8 protein-coding genes are annotated in these 23,181 nt (G+C 66.1%); 2 read left to right on the top strand and 6 right to left on the bottom strand.

Features of this window, described 5'->3' with window-relative positions; all coding sequences use genetic code 11:
- Genes mtnN through EEB15_RS28725 form a run of 6 tightly spaced genes read right to left on the bottom strand, consistent with a single transcriptional unit; the run spans position 1 to position 6,500 of the window.
- Positions 1-909, bottom strand: coding sequence for a 5'-methylthioadenosine/S-adenosylhomocysteine nucleosidase (mtnN, locus tag EEB15_RS28750; RefSeq protein WP_141513407.1), 909 nt, complete (start codon positions 907-909; stop codon positions 1-3).
- Between the two features lie 44 nt (positions 910-953).
- A complete protein-coding gene (locus EEB15_RS28745; protein WP_141513406.1) occupies positions 954-2,096 on the bottom strand; it encodes a HupE/UreJ family protein in 1,143 nt (380 codons plus the stop codon).
- Positions 2,093-3,289, bottom strand: coding sequence for a lipopolysaccharide assembly protein LapB (locus EEB15_RS28740; protein ID WP_233259656.1), 1,197 nt, complete (start codon positions 3,287-3,289; stop codon positions 2,093-2,095). The genes EEB15_RS28745 and EEB15_RS28740 overlap by 4 nt, the downstream gene beginning before the upstream one ends.
- A 21-nt stretch (positions 3,290-3,310) precedes the next feature.
- On the bottom strand, positions 3,311-3,940 hold the full coding sequence (upp, locus tag EEB15_RS28735; RefSeq protein WP_141513405.1) for a uracil phosphoribosyltransferase: 630 nt from the start codon (positions 3,938-3,940) through the stop codon (positions 3,311-3,313).
- Between the two features lie 20 nt (positions 3,941-3,960).
- Entirely contained in the window at positions 3,961-5,253 is a 1,293-nt protein-coding gene (locus EEB15_RS28730) for a URC4/urg3 family protein (protein WP_141513404.1), read from the bottom strand.
- The gene (locus EEB15_RS28725) at positions 5,250-6,500 is read right to left on the bottom strand and encodes a GTP cyclohydrolase II (protein WP_141513403.1); all 1,251 of its coding nucleotides are present in this window, start codon (positions 6,498-6,500) and stop codon (positions 5,250-5,252) included. Before EEB15_RS28725 ends, EEB15_RS28730 begins: the two co-directional genes overlap by 4 nt.
- A gap of 240 nt (positions 6,501-6,740) precedes the next feature.
- Between EEB15_RS28725 and EEB15_RS28720 the strand changes: the two genes are divergently transcribed.
- Positions 6,741-14,384 carry a CARDB domain-containing protein gene (locus EEB15_RS28720; protein ID WP_141513402.1) on the top strand — a complete coding sequence of 2,548 codons (7,644 nt, stop codon included), beginning with the start codon at positions 6,741-6,743 and terminating at the stop codon, positions 14,382-14,384.
- 60 nt (positions 14,385-14,444) lie between these two features.
- A partial coding sequence (locus EEB15_RS28715) for a CARDB domain-containing protein (protein ID WP_233259655.1) occupies positions 14,445-23,181 on the top strand: 8,737 nt, incomplete at its 3' end.

Here is a 23,181-nt window from a genome sequence, read left to right as displayed (position 1 = left end):
CTACTTCCAGGCGGCGAGGAAAGCCAGCAGGACGCGCGCGGAATTGTCGGCGGCGAGCCTGAAGAAGGTGCCGATCTCGTTTTCTCCTTCGCCACCGCCCGCCAGGTCGCTGAGCGAACGGAATGCGATGAATGGCACTCCGTTGCTGTACGCCACCATGGCAGTCGCCGCGGTCTCCATGTCGAGCACATTCGCGGTGAATGTCTTGAACGTGTATTCGCGGAAAGCCGCGTTGTCGACGAAGGCCTGGCCGGAGACACCGTTGCCGCCCACCAGCACGCGCGGCGTGTGGGTGAGGCACTGGTTCTTGACATCGCAGCGGTCGAGCTTGACGTCCGCGGCGCGCTTCGCGACCTGGAGCAGTGCGGCGTCCGATTCGAACCAGAATTTCTTTTCGCCACCAGGGTGCGCCGTCGAACGCACACCGACCGGCCGCGGGTGCCAGATGCCGAAGTTGGGCAACTTCACGTCGTCCATCCAGCCGGGCGCCTGGTAGCGGCCGGGTGCCGTCTCGCGCGCGGCCAGCACTTCGAGGTACTGGCCCCATCGCTCGGCGACGACGACATCGCCCACCTTCAGCTCGGGGTTGACACCACCCGCAATGCCGCTGAACAGCACGTGCGTGACCTTGAAGCGGTCCAATGCCAGCTGCGTGGTCATGGCCGCGTTGGTCATGCTGATGCCGCTCAGGAACACCACGACCGGCTTGCCCTGCAGCATGCCGGTGGTGAACTCGACCCCGTTGATGGACTGCTTCTTCGGCTGTTCGACCTTGGACAGCAGCAATGTCAACTCCGGCTGGAAGGCGGAGATGATCGCGACGCGCGGGGTTTGTTCGGGGGCGACCGTCGCGCATCCCGCGCTGAGAAGGCCGAAGGCCACGACGACCCAGATGAAGATTTTTTGCATTGCGTTTTCCCTCTTGGTGACACAGGCATTGTGCAGCGCGGCGGTCAGAACGGCCCACCCTGGATGTCGAAGGCACGTTGGATAAACCACCACGTCGCTATCAGCGCGATCAGGATGGAACCGGCGACCAGCACACCGCGGCGGTAGAACGCCGTGCGGCGCAGCGCGAACGCAATCGGCACGAAGGCCACCACGATGGCCATCTGCCCCAGTTCGACGCCGACGTTGAAGCCGACCAGCGCCAGCACGAGCGCGTCCTGCGGCAAGCCCAGGTCGGCCAGCACGGAAGCAAATCCGAACCCGTGGATCAGCCCGAACACAAAGGCCATCACCCAGCGGCGACGCTCGATGGTGCCGCGCAGGTTGTTGAGCGCCGCCACGATGACGGAGAACGCGATGATGGATTCGACGATCCGCGACGGCAGGCTGACCACGCCCAGCGCCGCAAGGCTGAGCGTGATCGAGTGGGCCAATGTGAAAGCCGTGACGACCTTCAAGACTTCGACGAGCGCACCGCGCAGGCTCGGCCCCGGTTCCCACATTTGCGCGCGGCGCACCAGCACGGCCGGCAGCAATAGCGACACAAGGAACAGGATGTGGTCGAAGCCGATCCAGATGTGCCAGATGCCCTCCGTCACGTACTGCCGAAGGGTTTGCCACGCGCCTTGCGGCTGCAACGCCAGTGACTGCTCGGCGGATTCCGTGCCGAACACCAATGCTTGCGACGTGGTGCTGCCCGGAGCGGCCCATTGAACGAGACCGCGATGCGACGGGTCGACGTCGAACAGCAGCGAGTACTTCGCCTTCAGCCCCTGGGCAAGGCCCTCGCATTTCGCCGTGAGCGCGAGCACGGCGTAAGTGCCGTCGCTGTGCTTGTCCAGCATCATCGGGGTGCCGCTCGCCCAGTTGCAGGTCTTACCACCGGCAGCCAGTTCCAGATGCGTCGTGGCGTAGCGCGTGATGTCGTCCGCACGTTGGCGCACCTCGCCCCAGGTGAGCGCGCCGTTGCCGTCGCGGTCCAGTTCGAGCACGTAGTCGAGGTCGCGCAGCGCGATGTCCCATCGCACGGAGATGTCTTCGGCACCCGCGGCACCGCGCAGGGTCAAGTAGCTGTCGCTGGGTTTGTGGGCCCAGGCCGCGGCATGCAGCATGAGCGCGACCACGAGGAGCAGGCAGCGCCGCATCATCGCGCAGCCCCCGGCGTGGAGAGCTTCTCGACCAGCGCGGCGAGTTGCGGATCCTCGTACTTGTTCGTTCTAAACCAGCTCACAGCGGGAGAGGCCGCTCTCGGCTGCTTGGCGGCGAGCGCCGCGCGCATCAGGATCTCCGCGTCTCGCGGCTCCTTCTGGTCCTGGTAGTTCCGTGTTGCCAGATCCACGGCCTGCGTGGCATTGCCTTCGACATCCAGTGCGAAACGCGCTCCCTCTTGCTCGTGCAGCCGGTCGCCGCGTTTGGCGGCGTCGGTGAAGCGGTCGCGCAACTGATCGGCCCAGCTCTTCGCCTTGGGGTCGTTCAGGGCCTTGCCCGCCAGCGCCAGGCGCAGCAGCAGGATGTCGGAGCGCTCCCAGTCGGCGAGTAGCGCGACGACTTCGGCGGGCCGCTTTTGCTGCAGCAGGAAGTCGGCATAGGCACCCAGCAGGAACTGGTCCGTCACGCCGAGTTGCAGGGCTTCCTTGAAATGGGCCTCTGCCTCGGCCGGGCGCTGCAGGCGGATTGCCATCTCGGCCAGGCGGGTGCGCGTCCACAGTCCCAGTTCCGGGGAGACGGTCCCCGAGGCGGCCAAGGCTTTGCCCAGCGCCTCATACGCGGGCGCCAGTTGACCGGTGCTGGCCTGAACGTACGCGGTGCAGCCTTGCGCATGCAGCGGGTGTGCGGCGGGGACGAGCCGCGTGCATTCGGACAGCGCGGCGTCGTAGTCCGCCCGCACCATGTGGATGGCCGCGCGCCAAGACGTCGCGTCCACGCTCTCAGGGTTCAGCTCGCGCGATCTGGCCAGGCTCTGCAGAGCGCCCGCAAAGTCGTGGCTGTACTGCTGGATCATCCCGCGCACGAGCCAGTAGTTGGCATCGTTGCCCGCGGTCTTGGCCAATGGGCCGAGCGCGGCCGATGCGTAGCCGACGTAGCGCGGGTCGCCTTGCGCCATTGCGAGATCGAAATAGCGCCGCGCGATTTCCAGGCGGAGCGCGCTGTCGTCGGGCCGGGCCGCCAACTGCTTGCGCAGTGATTCGACGCGCCGCACCGAAGGGTCGCCGGCGCTGGTGGGTAGGCGCTCGACGATGTCGCTGTCGTTAGCGGGGGTGAAGGGGGCGGCGAACGCCAGGGTGCAGGCCAGGCACAGGCCGGCGGCAGCGGCGCGCCGCATCAAGACAAGATCGAACATGAGACGGGAAAAGGAAACGGACTACTTCGTGCCGAAAATGCGGTCGCCCGCATCGCCCAGGCCGGGCAGGATGTACCCGTGGTCGTTCAGCTGCCGGTCGATCGCCGCGGTGAAGATCGGCACGTCGGGGTGCGCGGTTTGCAGCGCCTTGATGCCCTCGGGGCACGTGAGCAGGCACACGAACTTGATGGACTTGGGGTTGAGTTCCTTCAGCCGCTCCACCGCGGCGATGGCGGAGTTGCCGGTGGCCAGCATCGGGTCGACCACCACCACGTCGCGATCCTGCATGTTCTGCGGCATCTTGAAGTAGTACTCCACCGCCGTCAGCGTCTTCGGGTCCCGGTACAGGCCGATGTGGCCGACACGCGCGCCGGGCACGACGCTCAGCATGCCGTCCAGGATGCCGGTGCCGGCGCGAAGGATCGACACGAACACCAGCTTCTTGCCGTCGATGACCTTGGCCGTCATCTTCTCGAGCGGGGTCTCGATTTCGATGTCCTGCATGCCCATGTCGCGAGTGACTTCGTAGGCCATCAGCATCGCCAGCTCGTTGAGCAGGCGGCGGAAGCTGTTGGTGCTGGCTTCCTTCTTGCGCATCAAGGTCAGCTTGTGCTGGACCAGGGGGTGTTCGATCAGGTGGACGTTGCTCATTGGTTGTTTTCCGGTTTTCTTTAGAACACTGTTCCGTCGCTCAGCACCTGCAGCGGAGGCAGGCCGCCGCGATGCTGTAGCGCGAGTTCGCGGCCGGCGGCCCAACTGCCGCCTTCCAGCACGCAGGCCAGCGGTAGTGCCGACTCGCTCATTCGCAGCTGCTGCCTCACGGCATGAGCGACTTCGTCCATCAATGCAACGGTCAGTGCGCGCCACTCCACGATGATCTCGTCACCCGGGCGCCAGATTTCCCGGGCCGCGGCTTCGTCACGCAGGCGCAGCAATCCGCTGTCGATCAGCAAGCCGCCGTTGCGGTACTCGGGCAACGCGGTCAATGCGTCGAGGCCGCGGACCTTCACGCCCGCCCAGCCGAAAGGCTCGATCAGCGAGTAGGTCAACCACTGCGACAGTTTGTGGAAGGGCATCCAACCGTCCGTCAGGCCGCCGGCCGCGCCGGCCTTGCCCTCGTTTTCGCGGACGGCCGAATGCCGCCAGCAGTCGCCCAACGGTACGTTGCCGAGCGAGTTGCCCGTCGGCCAGATGCCCGACAGCGTCATCAGTAACTGCGAAAGGATGTCATGTGCCGAGACGTCGGCCGTGTGCGGCGCGGCTTCCGGGCCCAGCGGCGTCACGAGCATGTCGAACAATCCACCCGGTCGCCCGTCTTCGCCGAACACTTCAGGCTGTTCGGCCAATGTCTCGCCCAGCCGGCGCAGCAGCACGGCGCGTTCGCGGATGCCCACCAGCGGATTGGTCTCGGTGACCTGGAACGCCGAAGCCAGGTGGTCGGTGACCAACCCGCGCAATCCTTTGCTGTCGGCTTGCAGCGGGCGGTTCTTGTCGCTGGAGAACAGGCCGGCCGTGAAGGCATGGAAGCTGGCGACGCCCAGGCCTTCGGACCGGGTGAAGGTCATTCCGGTCGCGGGCTCGACGTACTTCCATTCAGGCCCGGCGCCGGCGTCCAACAACACGCTCACTACCGCGAGGTCGATCATCGAATGTGCGCGCGGCGCCGGTTTCATGGGCTGCAACAGGCGGTCGAGTTCGGCTTTGCGGTCGACGCCTCCGGCTTCGAAGTGACGCCAGCGGCTGTGCACCGGGATATCGAGCTTGGGATAGCGCCGGCGCGTGCTCGCGACCACGGCATCGGCCGCCGATCCGAGAAAGCCGTCGTCGACTTCGAACCACGCGGACTCTCCATGGCGCGCGCGCGAGACGAGCTGCTGGGCGCGCGCGCGGACGGCCGTGGTCGTGCGCAGCACGCTCGCCGCAGCCTCGAACTGGTCGTGCTGGGAGCCGAGGTGCGTGTTCATGATTTCTCCAGCCCCCGACCCTTGGGTTTCTTGAGCTCCTCGGCGTTCGGCACGGCGCCGGGCGTGAAGTAGCCGGCGGCGACCTTTGCGTCCATCTCCACCCGTGCGTCGGCCGGAATCAAGTCTTCGGGGATGTTCACCCGCTCGCCGATTTCGATGCCGGAACCGGTGATGGCGTCGTACTTCATGTTGCTCATCGACACCAGGCGGTGGATCTTCCTCACGCCCAGCCAATGCAGCACGTCGGGCATCAGCTCCTGAAAGCGCATGTCCTGCACACCGGCGACGCATTCGGTGCGCGCGAAATACTGGTCCGCCGTGTCGCCGCCGACTTGCCGCTTGCGCGCGTTGTAGACGAGGAACTTCGTCACCTCACCGAGCGCGCGGCCTTCCTTGCGCGAATAGGCGACCAGCCCCACGCCGCCGCGCTGCGAAGCCTGGATGCATTCCTCGATGGCGTGGGTGAGGTAGGGGCGGCAGGTGCAGATGTCCGAGCCGAAGACGTCCGAGCCGTTGCATTCGTCATGGACGCGCGCCGTCAGCTCCACGGACGGATCGGCGAGATCGCGCGGGTCGCCGAAGATGTAGATGGTCTGGCCCCCGATGGGCGGCAGGAACACTTCGAGGTCGCTGCGCGTCACCAGTTCAGGGTACATGCCGCCGGTTTCCTCGAAGAGCACACGCCGCAGGTCGGTCTCGGAGCAGCCGAAGCGCTTGGCCACGCCGGGCAGCCACCACACCGGCTCGATCGCCGCCTTCGTGACCATGGCCGCGCCTCCGCTGGTGAGCACTCTGCCGTCGGCCTTGAGCCGGCCCGCTTGCAGGCCTTCGATCACTTCGGGAAGAATCACGTGGGCCTGCGTCACGGCGATGGTGGGCCGGATGTCGTAACCGGCACCCAGCTCAGCCGCGAAAGCTTCGGAGACCATGGCGCCCCACGGATCGAGGCTGACGATCTTCGACGGGTCCGTCCACTGCGGATACGGACCGATGATGTCGGTGGGCGAAGTGTTCGTGAGGTCGGCTCGATGCTGGCGCGACAGCGCGCCCGAAGCCACGGCCAGCGCGCGGTACACGCTGTACGAGCCGCTGTGCGTGCCGATCACGTTGCGATGACTGCGATTGGTCGTGGTGCCGACGACCGGCCCGCGCTCAGGCGCGGTGGGCGCGCCCCACTGGATGGGCAGGGCGCCGAACCCGCCCGAGTGCGACGTCAGGCGAATGTGGCGGGGTGCTTCAACTGGCATGTCTGGACTTCCCAAAAAGGCAATGTACAGCAGTCGCACCCGTCATGCGTTACTTGATTCGGCATCCATGCCGGCGCGTCACTTGCTTGGCTATCGACCTCTCCCCGCCTTTTTCGGGCGTGGGAACTATTTTTAGCGGAAACGCTAATGTTTTCGCCTTTGGCGCGGATGTACTGGTTAAGCGCGTCAATCCGGCAGTGGTTGATGCGGTCCGATCAACGTCCAGAAAATCCCTCCACCATGGTTTCAATCTCCAGCGGCAGCGAACTGCCCCCCGGTGCCTATTCCACCGGCACGTCCTCCGGCACGGGTGGCGAGGGTCAGGTCACCCAGGAGTCGGCCTCGCCCCCGCCGCTGGATCTCCAGGACGGCTTCGAAGCAAGCGCTTCCGCGCCGGCTCCGGCGTCCACCTACAACCAGCAGGGGCAATTGGTCGAGTCGCTGAGCCAGGTCGTGGCCGCGGCGGGCACGGACATCAGCACCGGACAATCGGTAACAGGCGCAATCGATGCGCCGGGCGAAACGGATCAATACAACTTCACGCTCACGTCTGACGCGAAGCTCGTCTTCGATTCGTTAACCAACAACGCCAATCTCAACTGGAGCTTGACGGGGCCCAACGGCACCATCGTCGATGCGCGCGACTTCATTTCGAGCGACTCGGCCGGTCTGAGCGGCAGTCCGGCCATCGAGTTGACTGCGGGCGACTACACGATCACGGTGGATGCCGATCTGGACGCGATCGGGTCTTACGGGTTCCGCTTGCTGGATCTGCAAGATGCGTTCGAGATCTCCCCCGGCACCGCAGTGACAGGCCAGATCAGCCCGGCCAACGAAACCGAGATCTACAAGTTCAATGCCACGGCCGGCGATCACTTCTTTCTGGACGTGACCGGCCGTTCCGGGGGAGACGTCACCTGGCAGTTGCTGAACCAGTCCGGCCAGCAGGTCTTCGGTCCCACGACGATGAATTCGGCCAGCCAGGATATCGACCTGGCCAGCCTCCCTGCCACCGGCACCTACACCTTGCTGGTGGAAGGGCGGATCGGCGCGGCAGCCACCGCCAACTACAGCTTTACCGCGCAACTTCTCCCGGTTGGCTACACGCCGCCTGCCGCGCCCGTCACGACCATTTCCTGGATCAGTGCCGCCGGGGGGAACTGGAATGTCGCCTCCAACTGGAGCGCTGGAAGGGTACCGGCGGCTACAGACAATGTGTATATCGGCTTGTCCGCCGGCCAGGCAGTGACCATCTCCAGCGGTACGGTGACCGTGAATTCGCTCACTTGCGACAGCGACCTGACGCTTTCTGGCAGCGCCACCCTGAATCTCAACGGTATTTCGCAGATCAAGGGCACGTTGACCTTGGCCGGCGGCACGCTGGGCGGCACGGGGGCGGTGACGGTCGCGGGGGCGTTCAACGTCACGGGCCAGAGCTACCTCGTTGGAACAGGCACATTCACCACGCAGGGCACGAGCCTGATCAACATCGGCGGGGGCAGCAGCCATCTCGACCTCAGCGGGGGCAAGAACTGGATCAACCAGGGCACGCTCACGGTGGGTGGCGATGACTTCCTCTGGTTCGGTTACCCCAACGGCGGGACCAACACCCTCACCAATGCGGCCGGCGCCACGCTCAACCTGAGCACCACCCATTCTTCGCCGCTGAACTTCTACACCGGCACGGCCACGCTGAACAACGCCGGCACAATCAACCAGACCGTCGCCGGCGGACACGACATCAACGGCAGCATTGCCTTCAACAACACCGGTACGGTCAATGTCAACGCCGGCGCGCTCTCGGTTAACGGCAACGGCACTGACACCGGCACGTACAACGTCAGCGCGGGAACGATTCTCAATTTCGGCGGCGGCACGCGCAACCTCAACGCGGGCTCGAACGTCACCGGCGCGGGAACGCTTGAGGCCGTGGGCGGCACGGTGAACGCCAACGGCCAGTTGGGCATCACCAACACCGGCGCAGCGCTGATCGTCAACAATGGCACTATTTCTATCGGCTCGAGCGCGGTGTCGGGAACATTGGTTCCGGTAACGATCAGCGGCGGCACGCTCAACTTCAACAATGCCAGCGCCGTGACACTGCCCAGTCTCACGATGAGCGGCGGCGGCACGCTGGGCGGCACGGGGGCGGTGACGGTCGCGGGGGCGTTCAACGTCACGGGCCAGAGCTACCTCGTTGGAACAGGCACATTCACCACACAGGGCACGAGCCTGATCAACATCGGCGGGGGCAGCAGCCATCTCGACCTCAGCGGGGGCAAGAACTGGATCAACCAGGGCACGCTCACGGTGGGTGGCGATGACTTCCTCTGGTTCGGTTACCCCAACGGCGGGACCAACACCCTCACCAATGCGGCCGGCGCCACGCTCAACCTGAGCACCACCAGCAGCGCGCCGGTCAGTTTCTACACCGGTGCGGGCACGCTGAACAACGCCGGCACGATCAACCAGACCGCCGCCGGTGGACACGACATCAACGGCAACATCGCCTTCAACAACACCGGTGCGGTCAACGTCAATGCGGGCTGGCTCTCGATCGGCGGTGGCAGCGACACCGGCACGTATAACGTCAGCGCGGGAACGGCGCTCTATTTTGTCAGCGGCACGCGCAACCTCAATGCCGGCTCGAGCATCACCGGTGCGGGGGCCTTCTCTGTTGCCGGCGCCACGGTGAACGCCAACGGCCAGCTGGGCATCGCCAACACCGGCACTGCGCTGGTCGTCAGTTCCGGCACGCTCAATGTCGGTTCGAGCGCGGTGTCGGGAACGCTGGTTCCGGTGACGATCAGTGGCGGCACGCTAAACTTCAACAACGCCAGCGCTGTGACGCTGCCGAGTCTCGCGATGAGCGGCGGTGGCACGCTGGGCGGCACGGGCGCGGTGACGGTTGCGGGGGCATTCAACGTCACGGCGGGCTATAGCTTCCTCAGCGGCACGGGCACGTTCACCACGCAGGGCACGAGCCTGATCAACATCGGCGGGGGCAGCTACTATCTCGGCCTCAGCGGCGGTAAGAGTTGGATCAACCAGGGCACGCTCACGCTGGGCGGCGATGACAACCTCTTCTTCGGCTACCCCAACGGCGGGACCAACACCCTGACTAATGCGGCCGGCGCCACGTTCAATCTGAGCAGCACCCATTCGTCGCCGTTCTTCTTCTACAGCGGCACGAGCACGCTGAACAACGCCGGCACGATCAACCAGACCGCCGCCGGTGGACACGACATCAACGGCAACATCGCCTTCAACAACACCGGTGCGGTCAACGTCAATGCGGGCTGGCTCTCGATCGGCGGTGGCAGCGACACCGGCACGTATAACGTCAGCGCGGGAACGGCGCTCTATTTTGTCAGCGGCACGCGCAACCTCAATGCCGGCTCGAGCATCACCGGTGCGGGGGCCTTCTCTGTTGCCGGCGCCACGGTGAACGTTAACGGCCAGCTGGGCATCGCCAACACCGGCTCGGTGCTGGTCGTCAGTTCCGGCACGCTCAATGTCGGTTCGAGCGCGGTGTCGGGAACGCTGGTTCCGGTCACGATCAGTGGCACGGGTACACTCAACTTCAACAATGCCAGCGCTGTGACGCTAGCCAATCTCGCGATGAGCGGCAGCAACGGCACGCTGGGCGGCACGGGTGCGGTGACGGTTGCGGGGGCATTCAACGTCACGGGCAATAGTACGCTGAGTGGCACGGGCGCGTTCACCACCCAAGGCGCCAGCCTGATCGACATCGCAGGTGGCAGCAGCTATCTAAATTTCACCGGCGGCAAGACCTGGATCAACCAGGGCACGCTGACGGTGGGCGGCGATGACATCCTCAGGTTTGGTCTCTTTAGCGGTGGTACCAACACTCTCACCAATGCGGCCGGCGCTACGCTCAACCTGAGCAGCACCTACGGCACGCCAATCGATTTCTACGCCGGCTCGGCCACGCTGAACAACGCCGGCACACTGAACCTGGCCGCTGCCGGCACCCATGTCATCAACGGCAGCATCGCCTTCAACAACACCGGCACGCTCAACGTCAACGCCGGCACGTTCATCTACAGCAACAACCTGACCAACCAGGGCACCCTGAGCATCGCTCCCGGCGCGCGCATGAACGTCAGCGGTAGCTTCACCAACAGCGCGCAGGCAACCGTCCGCGTAGGGCTGGGCAACCCAACCTCGATAGGCGTGCTGGCGGTCACCGGCACGGCCAACCTCAACGGCACGCTAGCCGTCTATCTGGCCAACGGCTTTGTGCCGGGGGCGAACGATGTCTTCGGCGTCGTCACTTACGCCAACCGGACCGGAGCTTTCAGCATCCTGCGGGGCGAGAGTCCCGGTGCGGACGTGACTTTCACTATCGACACCGCGTCCAGTCCGACGACGCTCAGGGTCAGGAACATCACCGTCACCGCGGTTGTGCCCGGGGTCGATCTCGCCGTCACGGGCCTGGGCCTGGCGGCGGGCACGGTGCTGCAGTCCGGCAACACCATCACCGTGCTATGGCAGGACACCAACACCGGCACTTTGGCGAGCTCATCGTCCTGGACTGACCGGCTGGTGGTGCGCAACGTCGGCACCAACGAAGTCCTGGCGGACATTCAAGTACCTTATGACGCGGCGGTCAATGGCCCCGTCGCGGGCGGTGGCAGCGTTGCGCGGCAGGCGACTTTCGTGTTGCCGCAGGGCACTCGGGGGGCGGGTACCCTGAGCTTCACCGTCACTGCGGATATCGTCAATACCGTAGCCGAAATCAACAACCAGGGCACCGCCGAGCTGAACAACAGCGCCAGCATCAACCTGCCATCGACCCTGGCGCCCTATGCCGACCTGATCGTGACCGACGTCGCGCCAAGCCCTTCCATGGGTTGGTTCCCGGGCGACACCGTGACCGTGGCCTGGAAGACGCGCAATCAGGGCGATGGCGCCACCAGCGGGTCGTGGACTGAGACCCTGCGCGTTCGCAATCTCACGACCGGGCAGACCCTGTTCACGCAAGACGTGTCCTATGACGCCACGGCACTCGGCGGCATCGCCGCGGGTGGCCTGCGTGACCGCAGCGCCACGCTGACCTGGCCGGCGGGGGCGAACGCCAACGGCCAGATCGAGTTCACCGTGACCACCGACGCCGGCGGCCAGCTCTTTGAAAACAACCTGGCCGGCACGGCCGAGAGCAACAACGCCGCGCAGCTCACCGTTCTGTCGGCGCCCGACCTGATCGTCGCCAACCTGACCAGCGACACGCTCGCACCGCGCAGTGGCGACGTGGTCACCTTGAACTGGAATGACGTCAACAGCAGCAACATGGCGGTGAACACCGGCTGGTACGACCGCATCCGGGTGGTCAACCAGACGAGCGGCGCGGTGCTTGTCGATGAGCAGCTACGCTACGACCCGCCCGCAGGCGGCACCCTGCCAGCCGGCGCGTCGGCTGCCCGCAGTTACAGCTTTCGCCTGGCCGATGGTAATGCCGGAACCGGTAGCCTGCTGATTCAGGTCTTCGCCGACCAGAACACCGCCGGTGCGGGCAGCCTCACCGAAGCGAATGCTGGAGGGACCGGCGAGACCAACAATAGCGCGAGCCTGAATCTGACGAGCACGCTGGCGGCCTACGCTGACCTGCAGGCCGAGAACATCGTTTTCTTGCCGGCGGGAGACCTGGCGGCCGGGCTGGCGGTGCGAGTGAGCTGGGACACGTTCAATCGGGGCGCTGCGGCCACGCTCGGCGCCTGGGACGAGCGCTTCGAGCTGGTAAATGCCGCCACTGGCCAGGTGATCCTCAGCGCGATTGCGGCCAGCGACCCGCCCTTGGCGCAACTGGCCGCCGGTGCCTCGGTGCACCGCTATGCCGACATCACCATGCCCACGGGCGCTGCGGCGCTGGGCAGCTTCATCTTCCGCGTCGTCACCGACAGCAACAACGCGATCGCCGAATTCAACGCCGGGGGCACCGCGGAGACGAACAACAAGCTGGAAGTCGCCCGCCAGTGGGGGCCGGACCTGCGGGTCGAGCAGTTGCAGCTTGTGTCGCCGGCCGCGTTGAAGGCCGGCGACCTGGTCACCGTGAGCTGGCGCGACACCAACCACGGCACGGTGCCCGTCCCCATCGGCTACCACGACCGCATCGTAATCCGCAACGTCACGCGCAACCAGTTGGTGCTGGACACCCAACTGTTCAACACGGCGCCGGCCGACCTGGCCGCCTGGTTGGCGCCCGGCCAATCGCAGCAACGCAGCTACAGCTTCACCTTGCCCGAAGGCTTGGCCGGTGCAGGCGACATCGAAGTCAGCATCACGGCCGACCAGAACGCGCAAGGCGCCGGCGTCCTGGCCGAGCGGAACGCGAATGGAACGGCCGAGGCCAACAACCTTCTCAACATCACCGTTGCCTCGGCGGTAAAACCCTATGCCGACTTGCGACCGGTGATCGCCGGCCTCCCTGCGGCGGCTGCGGCCGGCTCCGGCTTCACTGTCAGCTGGAGCGTCACCAATGCCGGCGCCGCCGCCAGCGGCGCGCAATGGAACGACCAAGTCGTCCTGAGCCGCGACGCCATCATCGGCAACGCCGACGACGTGATCCTGGCCACCGTGCGCCACATCGGCGTGCTGGACGGCACGCAGGGCTACACCCAATCGGCGAGTGCCGCCATGCCGGAAGTCTCCGGCGGCACCTACTTCATCGCCATTCGCACCGACAGCGGCAGTGAAGTCCTGATGCCCGACACCCGGGCCAACACCGTCAGCGCGGCGCAAGCCATCACTGTAGCCACGGCCGTGCGCGACCTTACTGTGCAGAGCATCAGCGCGCCGCAAGCCATCGTGAGCGGCCAGGACCTGGTGGTCAGCTGGCAGGTGCGCTACGACGGCAACACGCCCACCAACACGGCGGGCTGGACCGACCGTGTCGTCCTGTCGCGCAGCTTGGAACCGGCTGCCGACGACATCGTCATTGGCACGGTGGCGCACACCGGTGTCCTGACCGATGGCCAGAGCTACACGGCCCAGGCACGTGCCACGCTGCCGATTGATCTGCAAGGCGTGTTCTACGTCCGCGTCTCAACCAACATCGGCAACACCGTCCTGGAAACAGGCACGTCCGCCACCAACAACAGCACGGCCAGCGCGCCCCTGACGGTGACGCTGGCGCCGATGGCGGACCTGCGTGCACGCGACGTTGCCGGGCCGGCCACGGCCAAGCCTGGCGATGTCGTCACAGTCACGTACGAAGTTGCCAACGAAGGACAGGCGACGGCCACCGGCCCCTGGCGCGACCGCATCTACCTGGATACCGGCGCGGGGGGCCTCGTCGAAGTCGCCCAGAGCTGGGACTCCAACCCGCTGGAGGCCGGCGCCGAGCGCCTGCGCAGCGTCAGCTTCGCGCTGCCCACCGGTGTCGCCCAAGGCAGCTGGCGCTGGGTCGTACGCCTCGACACAGACAAAGCCGTCTACGAGCGGCAAGGCGAGGTGAACAACCAGACCAGTGCCGAAGCCACGGTCTTCCTCAGCCATGCGGACTTGGCGATCACGCAAGTGCGCGGCCCCGGGCTGGCCTCGTCGGGCAACGCCATCCACATCGAGTGGGATGTGCGCAACGTCGGCAACTCGGCCGCGGGTAGCTGGATCGACCGTGTCTCCGTGCTGCAGAACGGCCTGGTCAAGTTGACCAAAGACGTGATGCGTCTGGCGGCGGTGGAGCGCGACGGCCAATACACGGCGTCAACCGACCTGACACTGCCGCTTGGCTTTGCTGGAGCCTATGAAATTCGGGTGGTGGCCAATGACCTGCCGAGCCAGGGAGCCCGGCTCACAGAGCGCGGGTACACAGACAACATGGCCAGCAGCGCCGACCCGCTGCAGGTGGAACTGTCGCCGTAAGCTGACCTGGAAGTCGGCGCCATCGTCGGACCGGCCCGTGTGATCGCGGACCCGGCTCCGATGGACATTACCTACACCGTAACGAACCGCGGCACCGGCGCCGGCCGCAACGAAGCCTGGACCGACCGCATCATCCTGTCGGGCGACTCGGTGGTGGGCAACGGCGACGACATTCTGGTGGCGACGAAGTCGCACCTGGGCGCACTGGCTGCCGGTGAGAGCTACACCGAAACCGTGCACGGCCTGTTGCCGGCCTACACCACGGGCCGCTACCAGATATTCGTCATCGCGGACTCCGTGGCGGACGTGTTCGAGAACGGCCTGGAAGCCAACAACACTGCCGCTGCCGCGCAGGCGGTGGAGGTGATGCCCATTCCCTACGCGGACTTGAAAGTCAAGACCGTCACCGTCGCTGGCGTCAACGGCGAGCCCGCAAGCGGCAAGCCCTTGTCGATCACCTATTCCGTCGCCAACGAGGGCATAGGCACGACCAACACAGCCGAGTGGAGCGATCGCATCTGGCTGAGCCGGGATGCGGCCGGCACCCAGGTGGTCGCGCAGTTCGCCAGCGCCAGCCATATCGGCGCGCTGGCCGTCAACGACGCGTACCAGCGCTCCGTCACCGTCACCGTGCCCGAAGGACTCAGCGGTGACTTCTATGTGAACGTCAGTACGGGTGGCCCGTTCGAGTTCCTCCACACGGGCAACAACCGCACGGCTTCGGCCGTGGTGCCGATCACGCTGTCGATCTCGCCCGACCTGGTGGTGGAACAGGTGAACCTGCCCGCGTCCGCCAACGAAGGCGGGCTGATCGAGCTGTCGTGGTCGGTGTTGAACCAGGGACAGGCCGCAGCCTCGGGCCGCTGGACCGATCAGGTCGTGCTGATCCCGGTCGCCGGCGGCGCCGGCGTTGTCCTGGGCAGTTTCACCTACGACCGTGGCCTGGAAGCCGGCATCCGCTATGCGCGCACCGAGCAGGTCCGCCTGCCCGCCCGCATCGAGGGTCAGTACCGCATTCGCGTCGTGACCAACGTGGACCAGGGCGTCTACGAGCATGGCGACGCGAAACTCAACAACGTCAGGGCGTCCGACGGCATCACCGACGTGAGCCTGAACGACAGGCCAGACCTGAGGGTGAGCGATGTAGTCGTGCCGGGCCATGTAACGGCCGGCGGCAGCCTCTCCGTGCGCTACACCGTTGGCAACTTCGGCCCGGCCGCGACTTCCGGACGCTGGGTCGAAAACGTGTACTTGTCGCAGGACGGCAACCTGAGCGGCGACGACCAGCTGGTGGGCCGGTTCGACAACGGCAGCGCCTTGGCGCCGACGGAGAGCTACGCGGTCGAGAGCGCATCGGTCAATATCCCGATCCGCATGCGCGGCGACGTCTACCTGATCGTCGTCGCCGATGGCAACAACCAGATCGACGAATATCCCAATGAGGCCAACAACGCACGGGCCGTCAAGTTCTATGTCGACCCGGTGCCGTTCGCGGATCTGGTGACGGGTTCGATCGTGGCACCGGACCAGGCCGTTCACGGCTCCAGCATCTTGGTGAGCTACAAGGTCACCAATACCGGCAGCGCGGCCACCCGCGGGGCCTCCGCCACGCAGAGCAGCTGGACCGACACGATCTGGCTCACACGCGACAAAACGCGTCCCTCGCCGTACAAGGGCGACATCTTCCTGGGCAGCGTGACGCACAGCGGCGCTCTCGATGTCGGGCAGGATTACCTCGGCTCCGCACAGGTGAACATCCCGGCTGCGCTGGCGTCGGGCCAGTACTACATCACGGTGTTCAGCGATGCGTACGACGTCATCCTCGAGGACAGCCTGGCCGTCAACGTCAATCCCGACGCGCCGTCGGACATCGACGGGAGCAACTTCAAGGCGCGGCCGATCAGCATCCTGGGCATCTCTCCGCCCGACCTCGCCGTGACCCAGACTTCCGCCCTGACGCCCGTCGCGGCTGGCGGCAGCTACACCTTCAGCTATTCCGTCCAGAACAAGGGCGACCAATTCTCGGGCACCTGGACCGACCGCGTCTATGTCGCCAATGCCCCGACCCGGGCTGCGGCCACCAACGTATGGACGATCGGCGATTACGTCCAGTCGCGCACGCTCGGCAACGGCGAGCAGTACACAGTGAACCAGACGCTGCAACTGGCACCTTCGGTCACTGGCCAATACCTCATCGTCGAGAGCGATGCCAAGGGCAACATCGGTGAGCTCCTGGAGAGCAACAACGCCCGAAGCAGCGAGTCGGTCGTCGTGGCGGCGGCCGCCGACCTTCGCGTTTCCGTAGTGACCGCACAGCCGGAGAACTTCTCGGGCGAAGAGACGAACATTTCCTGGACGGTCGTCAACAACGGCGCCGCGGTATGGGCCGGCACGAACGGCTGGGTCGATTCGGTCTACTTCAGCCCGGACCCGGTGTTCGACATCAGGCGCGCGACGGCGCTGGGCTCGGTGGTGCACACCAACGTGGGCGGCCTTGCGGCCGGCGGCTCGTACACCGCCACGCTCAAGGCCAAGCTGCCCGCAGGCACGGACGGTCCGTACTACGTGTACGTCATCACCGATTCCGCACATCCGGTCGAGAGCCTGGGTGGGACGTCGTCTGTGCCCCAGTGGGAAGAGCTCAAGAACAGCTTGAATTCGTCCGCGCTGTCGGTGTACCGCACCAGCGTCTACGAGGGCGACAACAACATCAACAACATGACCCGCGGCACGCTCCAGGTGACGTACCGGGAGCCGGACCTGCAGGTGGGCAGCATCCAGCTGTCCGACACGACCGTAGGCTCGGGCCACCCCATGACAGTGACCTGGACGGTGACCAACCACGGCACCCGCGCCACGCGCGTGACCGGATGGGCTGACGGCGTATACCTCTCGCGCGACCCGTCGCTCGATGGCACGGACTATCCCCTGGTCGACCGCACCACGTACTTCGAAATCAAGTCGAAGGTCAAGGTCATCGACCTGGGCCGCAACCCCGACGGCTCACCCCACTACCTGCAACCCGGCGAGTCGTACACGGCGACCACGACGTTCGATGTGCCGGAGTCCATCAGCGGCCAATTCAAGGTGATTGTCAAGGCCGACACCTCGTCGGTCGCGGGCGGCTATGAAGCCAGCTCCATCCGCGATGGCCTGAGCCCCGTCGATGAAACCGGCGACGGCACCGGCGCCGTCAAGGAGTTCCAGGACGAAGGCAACAACATCGCGAGCACCGACCTCACCGTTGTGCTGGTGAGCCCGCCCGACCTGCAAGTGGCGGCCGTGACCATTCCCGAGCGTGTCATCGCCGGGCAAGCTTTCACCGTCGACTACCAGGTCCAGAACTCGGGCGGGGCCACCCCGGCGGCCCAGGGCAGCTGGAGCGACCTGGTCTATCTGTCCAAGGACCGCTTCCTCGACCTCAGCAAGGACCGCTTCGTGGGCTACGTTTCCCACTACGGCGGCCTGGCCGAGAGCGGCAGCTACACCGGGCACCTGAATGTGACGGCTCCGCGCGACCTGGAGGGCGCCTACTACGTGTTCGTGGTCACCGACCCGGCCAATGCATTCGGCGCGGGTGCCAACGGCAACGTGCGCGAGTTCGGCAAGGACCTCAACAACTCTTCAGCCGCGCTTCAGCCCATCGTCATCGACACGCCGCCGCCCGCCGACCTGCAGGCCCTCAACGTCATCGTTCCCGCCAGCGCGGTGACGGGCCAGCCGGTGAGCATCAGCTATACCATCACCAACGATTCAATCAACCCGGCCTTCGGCAACTGGACCGACGCGGTCTACCTCTCCTCGGACAACAACTGGGACTTGGGCGATGTCCTCCTGGGCAAGGTCAACCGCAGCGGCGGCCTGGCCGCAGGCGCGAGCTACAACGCACAACTGACCGCGGCGCTGCCGCCGCTCAAGGACGGCAATTGGCGCGTGATCGTGCGCCCGGACCTCTACAACGAGGTTTTCGAAGGGCCCATCACCTACACCGCCACCGGCCTCAACATGGCGCCCGGCGAAGCGAACAACCGCGTGGCCTCCGGCGCCACACTCGCGGTCACGGTTCCGACGCTGCAGGTCGCGTCGCCGCTGGCCACCACCTTGGGCACGGGCGACTCGAAGCTGTACAAGGTCAGTGTCGCCAGCGGCGAAACCCTGCGTATCAGCCTGGATTCGTCCGCGGCCGCCGGCGCCAATGAAGTTTATGTTCGCTATGGCGACATCCCGACCGCGTACGCATTCGACGCCAGTTACTCTGTCCCCGTGGCGCCCGACCAGCAGGCCCTGATCCCCACCACGCAGGCCGGCGACTACTACGTGCTGATCAAGTCCCGCCAAGGCGCGGCCGGCACACCGGTCACGCTGCGCGCGGACTTGCTGCCGCTGTCGATCACGTCCGTCACGCCCGACGCCGGCGGCACCGGCGACTTGAACCACCGCTGGGTCACCTTCGACATCCATGGCGCGCACTTCAAGCCGGACGCCATCGTGAAGCTGTCGCGCCCCTCGGTCGCTGAGATCGAGCCCACCCGTTGGCAAGTGCTCGACGCGACGCACATCCGTGCCGTGTTCGACCTGCACGACGCGCCGCACGGCCTGTACGACATCAGCGTCAGCAACCCGGACGGGGCAACCGTCACCGAGGCCTATCGCTACCTGGTGGACCGAGGCATCGAGGCCGATGTCACCATCGGCATCGGCGGCGAACGCCTGCTCAGCCCCGGCGACCGCACGACGTACAGCGTGTCGCTGCAAAGCCTGACCAACGTTGACACGCCGTATGTGCGCTTCGACATCGGCGCGCCCAACATGGGCTCCAATGAGTACCTGCTGGAAGGCCTGAACCTGCCCTTCCTGGTCTTCGGCAGCAACGTGGGCGGTCAACCCAGTGGCCAGAGCGTGGATGCCGCGGGCAATACGCAGACCTACGGCCCCACGCCGACGACCCTTCCGGCAAAAAGCGTCCCGTGGGCCAGCCTGGACGGCGCGCTCAACACCAGCGGCTTCAACCTGACGCCCGGCTACGCATTCGACCTGGGTGCCCAAGGCTTTGCCGGCGCCTCGTTCACCGTGCAAACGTATCCCGGCCTGTCCGAATGGCTGGCTTACGACTTCGAGGGCCTGCGCGACAAGCTGTACGCGGCGCGCCCGGACTGGAAGGCCGCGGGTTTGCTGGACGCAGGCGTTTCGGGGTTGAACAACATCTCGGAAGGCCTGGCCGCCAAATTTCTCTCCACCGAATCGGACGATCACATCACGAAGCTCGAAATGCTGGCCATGCCATTTCGCTTCAGCGTCGTGGGCGCCGCCACGCCGATCACGCGCGATGAATTCATTGCCGACCAGACCGCCCACGCCAAAAAGCTGCGCGCGGCCATCCTGACCGATGCCGCCGCATCGAGCACGCTGACCACCATTGCCGCCGATGAGGCGCAATGGGTCCAAGGCTGGCTGGCCGCGCTGGAACAGGCCGGCATGCTGCGGCCGCTGGAGGAGGCGCCGCCCATCCGGCTCAATCCCTCGGTGATCAGCCTCAACGCCACGTTGGCCACCGGCATCCTGTTCAGCAAGGCGGGCGAGAACTACCAGAGCCAGGCCGACATCCTGGGCCTGTTTTCGCAGGTGCAGAAGTGGTACGGCGACACGGCCACCTGGCCATCGGATCCAGCAGCGGCTCTTGCGCCCATCGAATACATCCAGGCGCGTACCAGCGACGAAGGCGAAGTCGAAATCCCCGTGCCCGCGATGGCGAACCCGGCGGACTACGACCTCCACGCGACGCAGGACACGCACTTCATCAACTTCAACGTCTTCGCCGGCGGGCTGAGCGAAACCGAATACATCCAGCGCCAGGCGGCCGGCAGCTCGGGTGTGACCGCGCTGAACCTGGCGCAGTACCTGCAGCAAGCCGCCGAACAAAGCGCTCTCGCCGCCGCCGTGGCCAGCATCCAGGGCCCGCGCGTCAACGTCGCCGACGTGTCGGCCACAACGGGCGAGTTCTACCTGCCAGCCGGCACCGCCCTGCCGTACACCATCGGGTTCAACAACCCCAGTGAGCGTGCCGTGGGCCAACTGCGCATCGTCACGCAGCTCGACCCGGATCTGGACGCGCGCTCGCTGCGCCTGGGCGACCTGAAGCTGGGGGACATCAACGTCCACATTCCGGCCGACAAGGCCAACTTTCAGGGCGACTTCGACTTCTCCGGCAACAAGGGCTTCATCCTGCGCGTCAGCGCCGGCGTGGACGCCGAGGCACACATCGCCACCTGGCTGCTGCAGGCGATCGACCCCGACACCGGCGAGGTGCTGCGTGACGCCACCCGTGGCCTGCTCGCGCCGCTGGACCCTGGCGCCACCGCGGCCAACGCCGAGGCCGCCAAGCGCGGCTTCGTGAGCTACACCATCGCCAGCGGCGAGGGCGCGCAATCCGGCGCCAGCATCACAGCGCAAGCCAGCCTGACATTCGATGGTGCGCCGCCGGTGGCGACGAACACCGTCAGCCAAAAGCTCGATGTGGGCGCACCCATCACGACGATAGCGGCCACCGCGCTGGGCAACAACGCGGCCGGCGAACCGCTGATCGACGTGCAGTGGGTGGCCAGAGACGATGCGAGCGGCGTCAAGCACGTCACCGTCTACGTCGCCGAGAACGGCGGCGACTTCAAGATCTGGCTGCGCCAGGCGCCGGCCGAACAGACGCAAGCCGTGTTCACCGGCGTGACCGGCAAGACTTACGAATTCCTGGCCGTCGCCACCGACAAGGCCGGCAACCGCGAGGCCGCCACGGTGGCCAACGCGGTGCTGCCGGACGACGGCTCGCGTCAAGCGGTGCTCGACGCGCTGGGTGCGACCGAATCGCTGAACCAGACATCTGAGCTCCCGCTGGCCACGCCCGGCCGCACTTACGCGGCCAACGTGCTCTTCACGCAGGCCCAGCAGCAACTGCCGGGCTACATTCCCGTGGCCCAGGCGTCGCAGCTGGCCAGCGTGGTCGCGCCGTTCACCGCACGCACCTTTGCGGACGGCTTCAGCGGCAGCGCGGCCGACGTGGGCGCGCTGGCCATGGTGCAGCTCTCCGATGGCAGCGTGCTGGCCAGTGCAGGGCAGGGCCGCAACGAGGTGTTCCGCTTTGCGAAGGACGGCGGCCGGAGCACGCAGCCTGTATTCACGCTCGATGTGCCGGTGATGGACATGGCGGTGGACGGCCTGGACCAACTCTGGGTCAGCACCGGCGCGGAACTGCTGCAGGTCGATGCTGAATCGGGTGTGGTGTTGCGGCGTATGAGCGGTCCGAGCGGGCTGGCGTTGACGCATGCGTTGGCGATCCAGCCGAACACTGGCGACATCTACGTGTCCTCCGGCGGCGGCGTCGAGATCTTCAAACCCGGCGAGTCCGACCCGGCCAAAGCCTGGCAGCATTTCAGCAACGAGCGCGTGTCGGACCTGGCGTTTGGCAGCGACGGCCGCCTGTGGGCCGTGCGCTGGTCGGGCCGGCAAGTGACCGCCGCCAACCCGGACGGCACCACCGACATCATCAGCTTCCCCATGAGCGGCCAGAAGAAGGGCCGCGCCGAGCTGGAATACCGCCTGGCCGGCAGCATCGACAGCATCGCTTTCGGCCACGCCGGTTCGCCGCTGGACGGCCTGCTGCTCGCCAGCAGCAACCTCAGCCAGCGTGCTGTGGCGGCCACTGGCAGTGAGACTCCGCACCAAGCCGCGTTGTGGGCCATCAGCCTGCAAGGCCGCAGCGTCCTGCAGATCGCGCGCGGTGGCACGCGCGGCGAGACCATCCTCGCCACGTCGGACGGCCGCATCCTGTTGGCGGAATCGAACGGCATCGACGAAGTCGCGCCGCTCAAGGCGCCCGCGGTGACGGGCTTGAGCGTGGCCAACGGCGCCTTGGTGCCGCTGCCGCTGGGCGCCATCGCTGTGGTCTTTGATCAGGCCATGCTCGCCGATGAGGGCGCCGCGGGCAGCGTGCTCGACCCCAACAACTACGAGTTGACCCTGCTGGGTACCAACTCCGACGGTACGCCCGCCGACATGGTGGTTACGCCGAATGCGGTGACCTGGAACGCGGCGACGCGCACAGCCTTGCTCGACGTGGCCGGCCTGCAAGCCGGCAGCTACCAGCTGCGCGTGTCGCACGAGCTGCAAAGCGCGTCCGGCACGCCGATGGTGGCCAATGTGGTGAGCACGTTCACCGCGGTGGTCGACATGACGGCACAGGTCCGCCTGGATTTCGCCAACACGCGCGCAGAGCGCTCGACGGGCGCCGTCAGCTACGACGTGACGGTGACCAACATCGGCACCGACGACCTGCGCGGGCCGATGATGCTGTTGCTGGACCCGGGCCGCTACTTTGGCGACTCGGTGCTGGGCGCCGCTGCGGGCACCGGCTCGCAACAAGAGCTGTGGGTGATCAACCTCAGCGCCCCTTTGCAGGCCAACGGCAACAAGCTGCAGCCCGGCGGGGCGTTGCCGCCTCAGACCATCACCGTGGTGCCTGCATCAATCTTCGGTGGTGCAGGCAACGCGGCGCTGGCCAAGTTCGACCTGGGCCACGGCGTGTATGCCGTGCCGCTGGAGAACACGCCGCCCGAGATGTCGGTCGTGCTGCAGGACGGCACGCTGTCATTTGAAAACGAGTTGCCACCCGCAGCCGTAGGCCAGCCATGGACCGCCGTGGTGGAAGCCCTGGACCCCGACGGCACGCAGTTCTTCTGGCAAATCGTCGAAGGCCCGCCCGGCCTGCAGTTACTCCCTCCCCCTCCGGGGGAGGGCGTAACTGCAGGCC

Origin of the sequence: Ramlibacter sp. WS9 (assembly GCF_003797765.1) — a bacterium.
Classification (GTDB): Bacteria; Pseudomonadota; Gammaproteobacteria; order Burkholderiales; family Burkholderiaceae_C; genus Ramlibacter.
Note: the sequence above shows the minus strand (reverse complement) of the source record. Positions and strands in the feature narration are given on the sequence as shown.